The organism is Vibrio sp. 10N.286.52.C3, assembly GCF_041468865.1.
Taxonomy (GTDB): domain Bacteria; phylum Pseudomonadota; class Gammaproteobacteria; order Enterobacterales; family Vibrionaceae; genus Vibrio; species Vibrio crassostreae_C.
The window spans coordinates 281788-297227 of sequence record NZ_JBFRJM010000028.1 but is presented as its reverse complement, the minus strand read 5'-3'; the positions used below and the strand labels follow the sequence as shown (position 1 = coordinate 297227).

The 15440-nt window shown below is 45.3% G+C and carries 15 protein-coding genes; 8 read left to right on the top strand and 7 right to left on the bottom strand.

The features are described from left to right. Window positions 1-17: 17 nt before the first annotated feature. Window positions 18-407: a DUF2750 domain-containing protein gene (locus AB4138_RS12285; RefSeq protein ID WP_004734596.1), complete on the top strand. Its 390-nt coding sequence runs from the start codon at window positions 18-20 to the stop codon at window positions 405-407. Between the two features lie 98 nt (window positions 408-505). On the opposite strand, the gene AB4138_RS12280 is transcribed toward AB4138_RS12285, so the two are convergent. From AB4138_RS12280 to pspF, 7 genes are all read right to left on the bottom strand, one after another. Further along, window positions 506-1285 carry a DUF2927 domain-containing protein gene (locus tag AB4138_RS12280; RefSeq protein ID WP_029235328.1) on the bottom strand — a complete coding sequence of 260 codons (780 nt, stop codon included), beginning with the start codon at window positions 1283-1285 and terminating at the stop codon, window positions 506-508. 36 nt (window positions 1286-1321) lie between these two features. Beyond that, window positions 1322-2104, bottom strand: a complete 783-nt coding sequence (locus AB4138_RS12275; protein ID WP_017060304.1) for an ATP-binding cassette domain-containing protein — start codon at window positions 2102-2104, stop codon at window positions 1322-1324. Continuing rightward, on the bottom strand, window positions 2101-3102 hold the full coding sequence (locus tag AB4138_RS12270) for an oligopeptide/dipeptide ABC transporter ATP-binding protein (RefSeq protein ID WP_017060305.1): 1002 nt from the start codon (window positions 3100-3102) through the stop codon (window positions 2101-2103). The genes AB4138_RS12275 and AB4138_RS12270 overlap by 4 nt, the downstream gene beginning before the upstream one ends. Further along, window positions 3102-3989: a putrescine export ABC transporter permease SapC gene (gene sapC / locus AB4138_RS12265; RefSeq protein WP_017065331.1), complete on the bottom strand. Its 888-nt coding sequence runs from the start codon at window positions 3987-3989 to the stop codon at window positions 3102-3104. Before sapC ends, AB4138_RS12270 begins: the two co-directional genes overlap by 1 nt. Next, window positions 3976-4938, bottom strand: coding sequence for an ABC transporter permease subunit (locus AB4138_RS12260; RefSeq protein ID WP_017060307.1), 963 nt, complete (start codon window positions 4936-4938; stop codon window positions 3976-3978). The genes sapC and AB4138_RS12260 overlap by 14 nt, the downstream gene beginning before the upstream one ends. Continuing rightward, window positions 4938-6560: an ABC transporter substrate-binding protein SapA gene (sapA, locus tag AB4138_RS12255; protein WP_017065332.1), complete on the bottom strand. Its 1623-nt coding sequence runs from the start codon at window positions 6558-6560 to the stop codon at window positions 4938-4940. Before sapA ends, AB4138_RS12260 begins: the two co-directional genes overlap by 1 nt. Window positions 6561-6662: 102 nt before the next feature. Then, window positions 6663-7685: a phage shock protein operon transcriptional activator gene (gene pspF / locus AB4138_RS12250; RefSeq protein WP_017060309.1), complete on the bottom strand. Its 1023-nt coding sequence runs from the start codon at window positions 7683-7685 to the stop codon at window positions 6663-6665. A 273-nt stretch (window positions 7686-7958) separates the two neighbouring features. On the opposite strand from pspF, the gene pspA reads away from it, so the two are divergent. The 7 genes from pspA to AB4138_RS12215 all read left to right on the top strand — a co-directional run bounded on the left by pspA (window position 7959) and on the right by AB4138_RS12215 (window position 15283). Then, window positions 7959-8630: a phage shock protein PspA gene (gene pspA / locus AB4138_RS12245; RefSeq protein ID WP_010440091.1), complete on the top strand. Its 672-nt coding sequence runs from the start codon at window positions 7959-7961 to the stop codon at window positions 8628-8630. Window positions 8631-8644: 14 nt separating this feature from the next. Further along, complete coding sequence (gene pspB / locus AB4138_RS12240; RefSeq protein WP_004734605.1) at window positions 8645-8878, top strand: envelope stress response membrane protein PspB; 234 nt, start codon at window positions 8645-8647, stop codon at window positions 8876-8878. Further along, window positions 8871-9257 carry an envelope stress response membrane protein PspC gene (gene pspC / locus AB4138_RS12235; protein ID WP_017065334.1) on the top strand — a complete coding sequence of 129 codons (387 nt, stop codon included), beginning with the start codon at window positions 8871-8873 and terminating at the stop codon, window positions 9255-9257. Before pspB ends, pspC begins: the two co-directional genes overlap by 8 nt. A 158-nt stretch (window positions 9258-9415) precedes the next feature. Then, a complete protein-coding gene (locus AB4138_RS12230; protein ID WP_108223631.1) occupies window positions 9416-10450 on the top strand; it encodes an efflux RND transporter periplasmic adaptor subunit in 1035 nt (344 codons plus the stop codon). Between the two features lies 1 nt (window position 10451). Next, the gene (locus tag AB4138_RS12225; protein ID WP_108208854.1) at window positions 10452-11537 is read left to right on the top strand and encodes an efflux RND transporter periplasmic adaptor subunit; all 1086 of its coding nucleotides are present in this window, start codon (window positions 10452-10454) and stop codon (window positions 11535-11537) included. Continuing rightward, window positions 11530-14640, top strand: a complete 3111-nt coding sequence (locus tag AB4138_RS12220) for an efflux RND transporter permease subunit (protein ID WP_108208853.1) — start codon at window positions 11530-11532, stop codon at window positions 14638-14640. The genes AB4138_RS12225 and AB4138_RS12220 overlap by 8 nt, the downstream gene beginning before the upstream one ends. 76 nt (window positions 14641-14716) lie before the next feature. Further along, window positions 14717-15283 (top strand): DNA-3-methyladenine glycosylase I, encoded by a 567-nt coding sequence (locus tag AB4138_RS12215; protein ID WP_017065337.1) that lies wholly within the window; start codon window positions 14717-14719, stop codon window positions 15281-15283. Window positions 15284-15440: the final 157 nt, after the last annotated feature.

Here is a 15440-nt window from a genome sequence, read left to right as displayed (position 1 = left end):
TAAAGTAGGAAATTAAGATGACTACACAGCTAGACGATAAAAAAATCGCTGAAATCAACAAGTATACGGGCGAGCAACGCCTGAAATACTGTGTGAAAGAAATCGTAGCAAACCGTGAAGTATGGATCTTAACCGATGAACACGGTTGTGTAATGCTGAACACAGAAGATGAAGATTGTGTTCCAGTATGGCCAAACCAAGAGTTCGCAGAATCATGGGCAACGGGTGATTGGTCTGAGTGTAAAGCTGAGTCTATTTCGTTGAACAAATGGCACAGTCGCTGGACGAACGGTCTAGAAGACGACGAACTTGCTGTTGTAGTATTCCCGAACGAGCAAGAAGAAGGCGTTATCTTGTTCCCGGATGAGTTCGACTTCGAATTGAAAAAGCAGGCAGCTAAGCGCTAGTTCTTTCGTAATACAGTAACATCGTAAGTCAGCGTTGCCTTTCTTAGGCAGCGCTATCATTCAATTATCCCATCTAAGTTACTTCCAACGTATATTCGTCAATACCCAATCAACTGATACAAAGGCGCTTGCTGTGCGGCTTTAGAAGCTTGCTGAAGCACACCTGTTTTGCTGTATCTCTTGAGTATCTTTCGAACGATAGGTTTTACTTCAGATTTTGTCATTCCAGCTTTCAATTCTGGTTCATACAGCAATTGCAGTAGCACTACGTCTAACGGCGATAATAAGTCTTCTGGCGTGTGGTCGTTGAAAATAGAAGGGTAGGCTTTATCTGAATCATTCGGCAGGCCTAGAACTTGTGTGATCTCTTCCACGATACAGGCGACCAGCTTACCTCGCGATCTTGCCTGATCAACCGGGATTACAATCCCAGCGTATACAATCTCGCCTTTAGAATTGGTTCTATAGCCCGCCGTGCAGATGGCGCTATTTAAATGTTGAGTTGATTTGAGCTTGAGCACCGATTTCGCCTCAGATACCCACTGGCTCTGCCTTGTGTATATCCATTTAACGTTCGCTTCGGACTCTTTACTGACGATTGTTATTGGATGTTGGGTGACTTCAGATAAGTGTTTGATATGAAGCTCTGTGATCTCTTGATGCAGTTCCTCATCGCCCACTCGATGATCGATCCAAATCTTGATCGGTTGTTTCCACTTGGCGAGCGGTTTGTTGCCTTGGGAGTATTCGTGTTGAAGCGCGACGTTATAAAAGGCAGTTTCTACGAAGCTTCTATCTAGCCATGTGAGCGGTGTGCTTGTCGCGTTAAAGGACAACAGCACCAACAAGAGGGGAAGCATTGAAGCTGTTCGATACATACTTTTCCCCTCTGCTAAATGTAGCGTGATTCCAGGTTAGTGGTTCGGCGCTTTGGAGAAATGGCTCTCAACCAATCTTTGGGTGATTTGGTGAGTTGGATTGGTTAGCACTTGATCTGTTTCCCCACTCTCAACCACATTGCCTTCATGCATGACAATAATCTTGTCGGTAATGTGCTTAACAATACCGAGGTGTTGAGATACATAAACGAACGATACGCCCATCTCTTCTTGTAACTCTAAGAACAGATTGATGATTTGCGAGCGCATTGCCATGTCCAAACCATTTAAAGCTTCATCAGCAACAATGATGGATGGCTGAAGTATTAAGGCACGAGCCAAACAAACCCTTTGTTTCTGGCCTGCAGCAAGCATCTGAGGGTAGAAATACGCATGTTCCGGTAGAAGGCCTACGCGCAGTAGTGTGTCTTTCACACGACGCATACGAGCTTCTGGAGGCATGTTGGTGTTTCGCTTTAATGGACCTTCAAGAATTCGACCGATCTGAATGCGCGGGTTAAGTGACGTATTCGGATCTTGGAAGATCATTCGAATCAGCTTACAACGAGTCGAGTAGTCTTTGTGCTCTAGCTTTTCGCCATTCACGCGGATCTCGCCTGCGGTTGGCTCCACCATGCCTGCGAGCATTCTGGCTAATGTTGATTTGCCAGAACCATTCTGGCCGATAAAACCAATTGTCTGGCCTGCTTCAAGAGAAAAGCTAACTGGCTTCACCGCCTGATGAATCTTTTTACGGAAAAGACCAGAGCGAGTCGTAAAGTCTTTAGACAAATCACTGACTTCTAATAATGCACTCATGATTTCTTTTTCTTCTCCATATTCAGAGGGAAGTGACAGTTGAACTTATGGTTCTTGATACGTTTCGTATGTGGGATCTCGACACACTGCCTTTGTGCGTATGGGCAGCGAGGCCCTAATCGACAACCAATAGGAAGATGTTGCAGCGGTGGAATTGACCCCGGCAAAGACTGGAGCTTCTCCTTGTGGGGAATCCAGTCGTTAAAGTCTGGCATCGCTTTTAACAAAGCAACGGTGTACGGGTGCTTTGGTGCATCCAACAGCTTCGGTGTATCAGCGGATTCTACCGATTGACCACAGTACATCACGGTAATGCGAGTCGCCCATTGGGTAATGGTGGTTAAGTCATGGCCGATCAACACGATGGTGGTGTTATTGATCTGGTTCATACGACTCAAAAGACGCAATATTTGAGACTGTGTAATTGGGTCTAAATCGTTGGTTGGCTCGTCAGCAATCAAGACTTTTGGCTTGGCAGCGATCGCCATTGCGATCATGACTTTTTGACACTCACCATCTGTCAGCTCATAAGAGTAACTGTCCATTAGGCGAGAGTGGTCTTTGATGCCGACTTTGTGTAGTAATGCGATCGCTTGCTTCTTACGCCACTTAAATCGTTGCCACCAACGACCTTCAAACGAATGGGAAGGGATCGCTTCAACGAGCTGGTTACCTACTTTTTCAGAAGGGTCAAGACACGTTGATGGCTCTTGGAAGATCATTGCGATATCGCGGGCGATCACTCGGCGTCTTTCTTTCGGCGTCAGTTGCAGGAGGTCGATATTACCTAAGCGCATTCGGTCTGCAGAAACCTTCCAGTTTTCTTTACATACTCCGACGATCGCTTTTGCAACCAAACTCTTGCCTGAGCCTGATTCACCTACTAAGCCACGAATTTCCCCTTCATTGAGAGTAATACTCATTCGATCTACGGCTTTAACCATCCCTTGAGGGGTCTCAATCTCGATGGTTAGATGTCGAATATCAAGTAACGGCATTATTCGATTCCTGCATTTAGCGCTTGGCGAACACCTTCACCGACGAGGTTAATCACGATAACTGTAAACATAATAGCTAAGCCGGGTAGGGTAACTGTCCATGGCGCAAGGTAAATCAACTCGACCGAATCACCCAAGATGGAGCCCCATTCGGTACTCGGTGCTTGAGCGCCAAGCCCTAGGAAACCTAAAGCCGTGATATCAAGAATTGCGACTGACAGTGCCAGCGTAACTTCAAGAGCGATCACGGTAAGGATGTTCGGAAGGATTGAGTTCCATAGCAGGTAAAAATCGTTCGCACCATCAAGGCGAGAAGCCAGAATATAGTCTTTTTCTACTTCAGCATGCACGGCAATGTACACCGAGCGTATAAAGCGCGGGATCAGTGCCAAGCACAAGGCGAGCAAGATATTAAACTCCCCAAAGCCAAGGAATGCCACGAAGATAATCGCCAGCAGAAGAGATGGAATCGACATAACAGTATCAAGCAGGTGGTTTAGCGTGCTTGATAGTAAACCGCGCGTCATACCAGCAAGTACGCCAATCAGACAACCAATGACGGCTGCGATAAAGGTAATCACCACCGCGGCGCCGAAGGTTAACTGAGAGCCAATTATTAGGCGAGAGAGAATATCTCTGCCTAAGTCATCCGTACCCAAAAAGTATTCTACCGTTCCCGCAGGATCCCAAGAGGGCGGCGTTAATAGGTGACCGGTTTGTTCTTGTGCATCATGCGGGGCTAGCCACGGTGAAGTGACGGTGACCAGAATGATAAGCACCAAACACCACAAGCCAAACATAGCTAGATTATTGCTGCGGAAGCTGCGCCAGAAACGTTCGAACTGGGTTGGAATCTGTTCTTCTTGGTAGACGTTATTTGTTAGCATACCATTCCTTCCTTACCAGTGGATTGATCATCGCGCCCAGTAGATCGGACAGAATATTAGCGGTCAAAACTAAGGTAGCCACCACAATTACACCAGCTTGAATTGAAACGTAATCTTGATTCGATAAGGCATCCAATAACCAGCGGCCAATGCCCGGCCAGTTAAAGATAGACTCGGTAACAATAGCAAGCGTTAACATACTCGATAGCTGAACACCGACCTTAGGAATAATCGGAGGTATCGCGTTTCTTAGCACGTGCTGCGTGATGATCTCTCTAGTGGAAAGACCTTTAATTCGCGCAGCGCGGATGTAGTTTTGCGTCATTACTTCAGCCACTGACGCTCTCATCAATCGGATGACCTGAGTCGTTGGCGCCAGTGCTAAAACAAGACAAGGCAACGCCATGTGCTCGATAACACTTTGTAGTGCGTGCGCACGGTAGCGACCCTCGGCAAAAAAGGCGTCAATCATCGCGAATCCAGTCACGTGTTCAATCTCGTAAAGTAGGTCGTATCGGCCACCAACTGGGAACATTTCAAAGTGCAGTGAAAACACCATGATCATCAGCAACGCGACCCAAAATATAGGCGCAGAGTAACCGGCCATTGAGGTGAACGATATGGTGGTATCAACAAATTTACCTTGTCTCATACCAGCAATGGTGCCGAAAGGGATACCGATGATGAGTGCCAACACAAAGGCAAAGAAGCACAGCTCTAGCGTTGCAGGGAACACCAGGACCAACTCATCGATGATAGGCACACCGTGTTTGCTTAGGCCAAAGTTTAGCGTCGATAATTCAGTGATATAGCTAATCCAACCGGGCCAAAAATCTTGAATTGCCCAAGGTGAGGTTTGGTCTAATCGAAGCAGGGAAAAACCTACCAAGGTCAGAATTCCTAGCGTAATAACGAATAAGTTTACACGTCTTAATGTATACCAAAACATTACTGCACCTCTCTTCTGACTTGATCAAAAGGTTGGGCATTGAAAGGACTTGCTTTAAAGCCTGTTAGCGAACGATCGTGCACGCGAAATTGCACGCCATGAGCTAAAGGAATCACAGGAACTTCTTCATTGAGAATGTTTTGGGCTTGTCGGTACAAGTTCACACGGTGCCTTTGTTGATTGATCTCTAATGCTAAGTCGAGAAGGAAATCAAAGTCTGAATTACACCACATCGAGACGTTTAACCCTGCACGCTCAGAGCTGCATGAGAGCAGCGGACGTAAGAAGTTGTCCGGGTCACCGGTATTGCCTATCCAGCCTGTAAGCAACAAGTCTGTTGAGGAAATAGAGGACAACTGTGTGCGGTCAAATCGGTCGTCGGTATAGAGTTTCAATTCAATACCAATATCGGCTAAGTTTGCTTGGATAAGTTCTGCCGTTTTTCTTGGACTTGGATTGTATGCGCGTGGCTCTAGTGGTACCCACATTGAAAGCTCTAACCCAGGTTCAACGCCAGCTTCTTTGAGAAGCGCAACCGCATAGTTTCGGTCGTAGCGAACTTGAACGCTGTCTTTTTGGTGAGCCCAAGAAGTCGGAGGAAGCAAGGTGTAGGCTTTGGTTCCTGTACCGTAATACACAGAATCAAGAATGTTCTGACGATTGATGGCTAAGTTGAGCGCTTTACGAACTCGAGAGTCACGCAGTGCAGGGTGCTCAGTATTCAGCGCGATGAAAGAGACATTAACCGCCGGAGTAGCAGAAATCTTCAACTCTTCATGAGCCTGAATAATAGGGATTTGGCTAGAAATTGGTGAGTTGAGCACGTCACACTCACTACGCAGAAGCTTGGCAAGTGTGCCTGTTCCACGTTGCGAAGTATCGAACACAACTTGGTCCATTTGTACTTCACCTTTCCAGTAGTGCTTGTTCTTTTTCAAGCGCACTAGGTCGTTGATTTGGTATTCATCTAAGTAGAAAGGGCCAGTGCCGACTGGATTGGAATCGATTCGATTTTTCTCATCCGCTGCAATGAGCTGATTGGCATACTCCTTAGAGTGAATGACTGCATAGCTGGTGGCGATATTGTTGAGAAACGAATTGTCTGGGCGACTTAATTGGAATTTCACCGTTAGGTCATCAACTGCGGTGATATCGACAATCAGGTTTTTGAAGTCGATTCCGGCAAACCATGGGTATAGGCCGCCACCCACATAATGAAATGGGTTTGAACTATCAATGACACGTTCAAAGCTAAACACCACATCTTGTGCATTCATGCTACGAGTTGGGGTGAACCAGTCTGTGGTTTGGAACGCAACATTTGGGCGCAGTTTGAACGTGTACTCTGTACCTGATTTATCAACAGACCAACTTGTCGCCAAGTTCTGTTTTGGTCGGTACGTCATCGGGTCAAGAGTGAGCAGTGTATCGAAAATTTGAGGACTCAGCGATTCTGCGGTAATGCCACTATCAACCAGCTGTGGGTTGAAGGTACTAGGATTACCTTGGCCGCAATAAATGAAGCCTTTTTCACGGATTTGCTCGTGATTCACACTCTCACCACATCCAGCGAGAAAGCTCAGCGTACAGATGCTCAGTGATAGTCTTATTAGTGCTTTCATAAAAAGAAATACTTTTCGAAACGAGGCGTTAGAGGAGCCTCAAGATCCGGACAATTTAACATTTTATTTATTCGGCTCCAAATAATAATCAAGCGTGGACAGCTATTTATCGTTAGCTTGTCCGACAATCGCGTACTTCCTCACCATTCCACGTAATTGGTTGTAGGTTAACCCAAGTAATTCTGCGGCTTGTTTCTGGTTATATTTGCTCTGTTTGAGGGCTTGGTTGAGTAGCTTGATGTCTTGTTGTTCTTGCCATGCTTTGTAATCGAGCGGCAAAGAAAACAAGCTCTCTGATGAAGTATGGCTGTTAGACGGCTCATTGCCAGTTTCCGGAGAGGAATCTTGCTCTGTTTTCCATGCGGGTTTAAATGGGTTAAACACCAAATATTCAATAGGATATGGATCTTTTCCGTGCTGATAGATAGCTCGCTCAATGACGTTTTTGAGTTCTCGTACATTCCCTGGCCAAGAATAATCCAAAAGCGATTCAACGGCAGAGGGGGCAAAGCCAACAAACAACTCCAATTCCAATTCACGACACATCTTAATGGCGTAATATTCTGCCAGTAGCATGATGTCTTCTTTTCGCTCACGCAAAGGAGGGATAGTAATGACGTCAAACGCCAGTCTATCTAATAGGTCTGCTCGGAATTCGCCCTTTAATGCCATGTCTGGTAAGTCGGCATTGGTTGCACACACCAGTCTGACATTGGCACTTAGCGCCTTTTGCCCACCGACACGTTCATATTGCCCGTATTCAATAACGCGCAGTAGTTTCTCTTGAACCGCAAGGGGAGTGGTCGCCAGCTCATCCAGAAACAGCGTTCCGCCTTCTGCTCTTTCAAAACGACCTTGATGACGCCCTTTCGAACCCGTAAAGGATCCCGATTCATGACCAAACAGTTCTGAATCAATCAAACCTTCACTTAAGGTTGAGCAGTTCAATGAGATCAAAGGTTGATCCCAACGTCTTGAAAGGTAATGCAGTCTTTGTGCGATCAACTCTTTACCTGTGCCACGTTCGCCAATGATCAGAATGGGTCTTTCTATTGGTGCGAGTTGGGAAACTTTATCTAACACAGAGAGAAAGCTAGGTGATTCACCAATGAGGTTCTGCTGCATAGCGGGTCCTTGTATGAATTAATCGCTGGAGAGGTCATGTAAGAGCCATAGTGGTGAAAAATACCAATACTTGGCTAAATTCATCATAGCATGGTTCGAGTTAATCACCATTTTATTGTAAGTAACTGATAATAAATGGCTTAAAAGTTGGCACGCTACTTGGATTATTTATGGTAGGTTTAACAAAAAACGTAAATTTTTGAGCAAGTGGATTGATAAAGTCGCACAACGATTTGAAACGCATTTGCCATCATTGTAATTAAGGAGTTCCTCATGGGTATTTTTTCTCGCTTTGCAGACATTGTAAATTCAAACATCAGTGCACTATTAGATAAGGCTGAAGATCCAGAAAAGATGATTCGTCTTATTATCCAAGAAATGGAAGACACCTTAGTTGAAGTTCGTACCAACTCAGCAAAAGCAATTGCTGACAAGAAAGAGCTAGCGCGTAAAGTAGAAGCTATCGAAACACAGATTCTAGATTGGCAAAATAAAGCGACGCTTGCCCTGACCAAACAACGCGAAGATTTGGCGAGAGCGGCGCTAATCGAAAAGCAAAAACTGGAAGACATCATCAAGAGCCTTCACACCGAACAAACCTTGGTTCATGAAACCATCGAAAAATTGACGAGTGAAATTGGTAAACTTGAAACAAAGATCGCAGAAACTCGTGCAAAGCAACAAGCATTAATGATTCGTAACAATGCGGCAAGCAACCGTCGTGATGTTCAAAAACACCTGCACTCAAGCAAAACCAACGAAGCAATGGCGAAGTTTGAGCAATTCTCGCGTAAAGTGGATGAATTAGAAGCTGAAGCGGACGTTTACGCTAAGACTGGCAACGCAAAATCTTTAGACCAAGAGTTTGCCGAGCTACAAGCTCAAGATGAAATCGAAAAAGAGCTAGCGAAACTGAAGCAACAAGTTGAAAACCGCGATAAATAATCTAGGAGTTGTCTATGTCAACATTTCTAATTGCAGGTCCACTGATTGTCTTTTTAATCTTCGTGGCACCGCTATGGTTATTCTTACATTACCGCAGCAAGAAGAAATCCAGCAATGGTCTTTCTGAAACGGATCTTCAACGTCTGCATAAGCTTTCTGCGCAAGCCGAATCCATGCAAGACCGAGTGAAAACGCTAGAAAAAATACTGGATGCGGAGTCGCCTAACTGGAGACGAAACTATGAGTAGAGAACTGTATCGCGACACGATTAACGGCAAATTGTCTGGTGTGTGTGCAGGGTTAGCGAACTATTTTGGCCTTGAAGTGTGGTTGGTTCGCATCTTAGTTATCTCAGCAGCACTGCTTGGTGGTAGTTTTCTGGTGTTATTAGCGTATTTAGCTTTGACATTTATGCTTGAAAAACAACCACCTCAGTATGTCGACCAAATGAAGGCGAAACAAGAGCATACGCTGAAGCAAAAGCCTTGGGAAAAAGGGCAAACTGCAGAGTCGCTATTGAACACTTTAGAGGGTGATTTCCAGAAGTTAGAGACCAGTGTCCGCAACATGGAAGCTTATGTCACCTCAGATACGTTTAAAGTGAATCGTGAATTTAAGAACATGTAGTGGTAAAACCTAAAAAGGATTAGATAACGGTTTAGGAAAATTTATTCCAAGCCGTTATTTTTTTTAATAATTTTCTCTAAATAAATCTTACGCTGACTGGTAAGTTACATGTGATTAATCTATGTTATAAAAATATTTATAGATATGGATGATCACCAATGTATAGAGCCTCCCTTGTCCTATTGACTGCCTTAGCTGGGTTGTCTGGGTGTGGTAAGGAGCTTCCTCCCGTGCCTGAACCTGAGTCCAGACCCGCCAAACTCTTCACTGTCTCCGTCGGTAATAATGCCTTTGAGCGTAATTTCCCTGCTACCACAGAAGCTGGTGACAGAGCGGTACTCGCATTCCGTGTTCCTGGGTTATTGCAGAGCATCGATGTGACCGCTGGGCAGCACGTGTCTAAAGGCGACGAGCTTGCTAAGTTAAATCCCGATGAATATCAACTACTCGAGAAGCAAGCAAAAGCGAATTTTCAGCTAGCCGATGTTCAATATCAACGTGCGATCAAACTTCGTAAAGATCGTGTGGTATCAGAGCAAGATTTCGACCAAGCGAAAGCGAACCACAATTCAGCTCGCGCGGTGCTTAATCAAGCTAACGCGAATCTTCGCTACACCACTTTGGTTGCGCCGTATGACGGAACCATTTCCATCATTCCTGCTGAAAACCATGAATACATTGCGGCTAAACAAGGCGTGATGAATATTCAAACCAATCAAATTCTTAAAGTCGTCTTCTTATTACCCGACCAACTTATTACGCGCTTTTCATCAGGGTTCGAGATGGATGCAACCATGGTTTTTGATGCGTTTCCTGAAAACTCTTACGTTTTAACCTTCCAAGAAGTTGATACTGAAGCGGATCCCAAAACCGGGTCGTACAAAGTCACCATGGTAATGGAAAGACCCACCGATGTTGGTATTTTGCCGGGTATGTCAGGCACAGTTCATTTAGTTTCAGCGTTAGCAGCCGCCACAAAAATTCCCACATCAGCAATGATGACTGATGGCGATGATGTCTCTGTGTGGCGCGTGAATAGCGACGGTATTGTTGAAAATGTCGCAATCATCATCGATGAAAAGCGCCATATTGTTTCAGGGTTGAACGATGGTGATCGCATCGTAACTTCTGGTGTTAATGGTCTTGAACCGGGCGTTAAAGTTCGAGAGTGGATCAAGGAAAGGGGGCTATAACATGAAAACACTTAAAGTGGCCGCTGGACTGTCGTGCTTGGCTTTACTTACGGCTTGTGAAGATAAACAAGTTGTAGAAGTGAATAACACGCCCTTGGTTAAAGCTATCGAGATTTCAGTCATCGACTTTAGCGACAAACTCTATTTCCCTGCGGTTGCAAACGCTGCCGAGAAGGCTCATCTCAGCTTTCGAGTCGCTGGTGAAATCAATAAGCTTGATGTGAAAGAAGGTGAGCGTGTTTCACGAGGAGACATCATTGCAGAGCTTGACCCTACCGATTATCAACTGGATGTCGACAATGCTCAGGCGCGTTACACGGTAATTAACAGTCAATACAGACGTTCAAGTCCGCTAGTGAAGAAAGGTTTATTGGCGAAGTCACAGTTTGATGAAATTGCTGCTCAACGCCAGATCGCTTATGCCGAACTGGAGCTCGCAAAACTGCGCTTGTCGTTCACTAAGCTTCGTGCCCCTGTTGATGGGATCATTTCTCGTGTCAGTGTTGATCAATATGAAAATATTCAGGTAGGCCAGCAGGTCGTGAACATTCACAGTGTCGAAGATGTTGAGGTTGTTATCCAACTGCCTGACCAGATTTACGTGAATCAGCCTAGCGAACAGCTGTTATCGAATGTTGAGGCTGTGGTAAGAGTACCCAGTGGCAATGAATACACGGCGGCTATTAAGGAGTTCACCACTGAACCTGACCCAAGCACGGGCACGTTCACGGTGACGCTTGCTCTACCTATGCCGGAAGATGATTTAATTCTGGATGGTATGGCCGTTGAGGTGACGTCAAATGGGCGAGATATCGGCTTGGAGTTAAAAGCTGGGGTACTTATCCCAATCGAAGCTGTGTTTAATGCGGATGGCGATGATTTAACGCGCCAGAACTCTTATGTATGGGTGCTTAACGACGACAAGACAGTCTCGAAACAACAAGTCGTGTTAGGAAAAGCAAACCAGGAAACATTGCAGGTAGTGAAAGGATTGGAAATGGGGCAGCATGTCGTTGTTGCAGGCGTATCGCGATTGCGAGATGGGATGACAGTGGAAGTATTGTCTCAGGAGACGAACAATGAGTGAAGTAAATAACAAGCCCCAAAATGACGATCAACAGGGTGATGATCAGATCACAGGTGTTGCTTCTTACTTTATACGTAACAAAGTCATTAGCTGGATGCTATCTCTGATCTTTCTTATTGGTGGTGTTTCAGCATTCTTCGGTTTGGGGCGTTTAGAAGATCCTGCCTTTACCATCAAAGATGCAATGGTCGTGACTTCATACCCGGGGGCAACGCCTCAGCAGGTGGAAGAAGAAGTTACCTACCCACTAGAGAAAGCGATTCAACAGCTTACCTATGTCGACGAAGTGAACTCTATTTCAAGCCGTGGCCTGTCTCAGGTAACGGTAACGATGAAGAACAACTACGGCCCAGACGATCTTCCGCAAATTTGGGATGAACTTCGCCGAAAAGTGAATGATCTTAAGGTTGAACTGCCACCTGGGGTCAATGATCCTCAAGTCATTGATGACTTCGGTGACGTTTACGGGATCTTGCTTGCGGTGACGGGTGATGGTTATAGCTACAAAGAGCTGCTGGATTACATTGATTATCTAAGGCGAGAGCTGGAGTTGGTTGATGGGGTCAGTAAGGTCTCTGTTTCTGGTCAACAACAAGAGCAAGTATTCATTGAGATATCGATGAAGCGGATAAGCTCTCTGGGTCTGTCTCCAAGCACGGTATTTAACCTTTTATCGACTCAAAATATTGTATCAAGTGCAGGAGCAGTAAGGATTGGTGATGAATATATTCGAATCCATCCAACGGGTGAGTTCCAGAACGTTGAACAGCTTGGAGATTTGATTCTTACGGAAGGTGGCGCTCAAGGGCTTATCTATCTAAAAGATGTGGCGAATGTAACTCGTGGTTACGTTGAGGTACCGAGTAACATCATTGGTTATAACGGCGAACTCGCGCTTAACCTGGGTGTCTCTTTTGCGCAAGGCGTGAACGTGGTCGCAGTGGGTGAAGACTTTGATCGAAGACTCGCCGAGCTTAAATATCAACAACCCGTCGGTATCGACATCTCCGAGGTTTATAACCAACCTAAAGAGGTGAACAAGTCGGTAAGCGGATTTGTGGTGAGTTTAGGGCAGGCGGTTGCGATCGTAATCGTGGTGTTACTGTTCTTCATGGGAGTACGATCGGGTCTGTTGATTGGTTTGATACTGCTATTGACCGTATTCGGCACCTTTATTTTCATGCAGTACTTCAAAATCGACCTTCAACGTATTTCACTGGGCGCGTTGGTTATTGCCTTGGGGATGCTGGTGGATAATGCCATTGTGGTGGTGGAGGGGATATTGATCGGCACGCAGAAGGGGCGAACCCGGATGCAGGCCGCCACTGATATCGTGACCCAAACCAAATGGCCACTGCTCGGTGCAACGGTGATTGCGGTCACCGCGTTTGCTCCAATTGGTTTGTCTGAAGATTCAACGGGCGAATACTGTGGCACCTTGTTCACGGTACTATTGATTTCATTGATGCTGAGTTGGTTTACTGCTATCTCGATCACGCCGTTTTTTGCCGATATCTTCTTCAGAGGACAGAAGGTTGATCCCGATAACGAAGGCAAAGACCCATACAACGGGATGGTTTTTGTTATCTATAAAAACTTCCTTGAGTTCTGTATGAAACGCGCGTGGCTAACCATGATCGTTCTGGTGATTGGTTTAGGTGCGAGTGTGTACGGTTTTGGCTTTGTGAAACAAGCATTCTTCCCATCTTCAACTACTCCGATGTTCCAAGTGGATGTTTGGATGCCAGAAGGTACGGATATTCGAGCAACTAATACCAAGTTGAGAGTGCTTGAGAGTTGGTTGTCGGAACAAAGTGAAGTTGAACATATCACGACCACGGCCGGTAAAGGTCTGCAGCGTTTCATGTTGACCTACTCACCCGAGAAGAGTTATAGCGCGTATGGCGAAATCACGGTTCGTGTGACAGATTATCAGGTACTTGAAGGGCTGATGCGTCGCTTCCGTGAACACGTTGACAGTCAGTTCCCTGAAATTGATTACAAACTTAAGCAAATTGAATTAGGCCCTAGTGGCGGTGCGAAAATTGAGGCTCGAATCGTCGGTTCAGACCCAACCGTGCTACGTTCAATCGCAGCTCAAGTTATGGACATCATGCGTGCTGATGACGGAGCATTTAACGTTCGTCATGATTGGCGTGAAAGAACTAAGGTATTAGAGCCTCAGTTCAATGAAAGCCAAGCGCGTCGTTATGGTATTACCAAGTCTGACGTTGATGATTTCCTAGCGATGTCTTTCTCTGGTAAGTCGATTGGTGTGTATCGTGATGGTACTACGTTGATGCCTATTGTGGCTCGTTTACCTGAAGATGAGCGAGTTGATATTCGCAACATCGAAGGTATGAAGATTTGGAGCCCGGCATTAAGCGAATATATTCCGTTGCAGCAAGTGACGCTTGGCTACGAATTGGAATGGGAAGATCCACTTATCATCCGTAAGAACCGTAAGCGTATGCTGACGGTAATGGCCGACAACGACCTATTGGGTGAAGAAACGGCTTCGACGTTACAGAAACGCTTACAGCCACAAATTGAAGCGATTGAGATGCCACCGGGTTATTCGTTGGAGTGGGGTGGTGAATATGAGTCATCTGCTGATGCACAAGCGTCTCTGTTTACCACTATGCCGATGGGTTACCTGTTCATGTTCTTGATTACCGTGTTCTTGTTCAACTCGGTCAAAGAACCGCTAATTGTTTGGCTAACGGTTCCATTAGCGCTAATCGGGGTAACGACAGGCTTATTAGCCTTGAATACACCATTTGGCTTCATGGCATTGCTAGGCTTCTTGAGTTTATCCGGGATGCTACTTAAGAACGGTATCGTACTGCTTGACCAAATTGAGATTGAGATGAAGTCCGGTAAAGATCCATATGTAGCGGTTGTTGATGCGGCACTGAGTCGTGTTCGTCCGGTATGTATGGCTGCGATTACCACCATTCTAGGTATGATCCCTCTACTACCGGATATCTTCTTCAAACCAATGGCAGTAACCATCATGTTTGGTTTAGGCTTTGCGACTGTACTCACGCTAATCGTAGTGCCTGTGCTGTATCGTTTGTTCCATAAAATTGAAGTGGCTTAACGTCAACTGACCTTTGAAATAATGCCCCTAATTGGGGCATTATTTTTATGTATGATTACTAAAAGAGACCATCGAAATGGAAGCTAATACAGTGGATAGAACGTGTGCATGGGCGCTTAAACATGAGCTTGAAAGGGAGTACCACGATGCAGAGTGGGGCGTGCCTGTTTATGATGACCAAGTTCTGTTTGAGTTCATTACTTTAGAAGGTGCTCAAGCAGGTCTGAGTTGGATTACGATCCTTAAAAAGCGTGAAGGCTATCGTGCCGCGTTCGATAATTACGATCTAAACAAGCTAGCTGAGCTGAATGAAGACAACGTGCCGCACATCATTGAAAACTTCGATGTGGTTAAACACAGGGGTAAGATTGCTTCGGTATACAACAATGCACGAGCAACGCTTGAATTACAGAAAGAGTTCGGCTCTCTTTCTAATGCCTTATGGCAATTTGTTGATAATGAAGTGATCGTGAATCAATGGACTGAGATGTCTCAAGTTCCCGCTTCTACCGAGCAATCTAAAGCGATGAGTAAGTTTTTGAAGAAGAGAGGCTTTAAGTTTGTAGGAGAAACAATCTGTTACGCATTTATGCAAGCAACAGGTATGGTCAATGATCATTTAGTCGGTTGCCCACACAAATAAAGTGTTATTTATTTCAGCGGAACAATCACTTAGAAATTGAAAAATTCATAGCCATTTTTTCATCGCTCTGAGATCTTTAAGTGGATGTGCTTTAAGGTTCAATATTGGCTTTGAAAGCTTCTGGACTATGAGCGGTTTGTATTATGAGCTGAAGTAT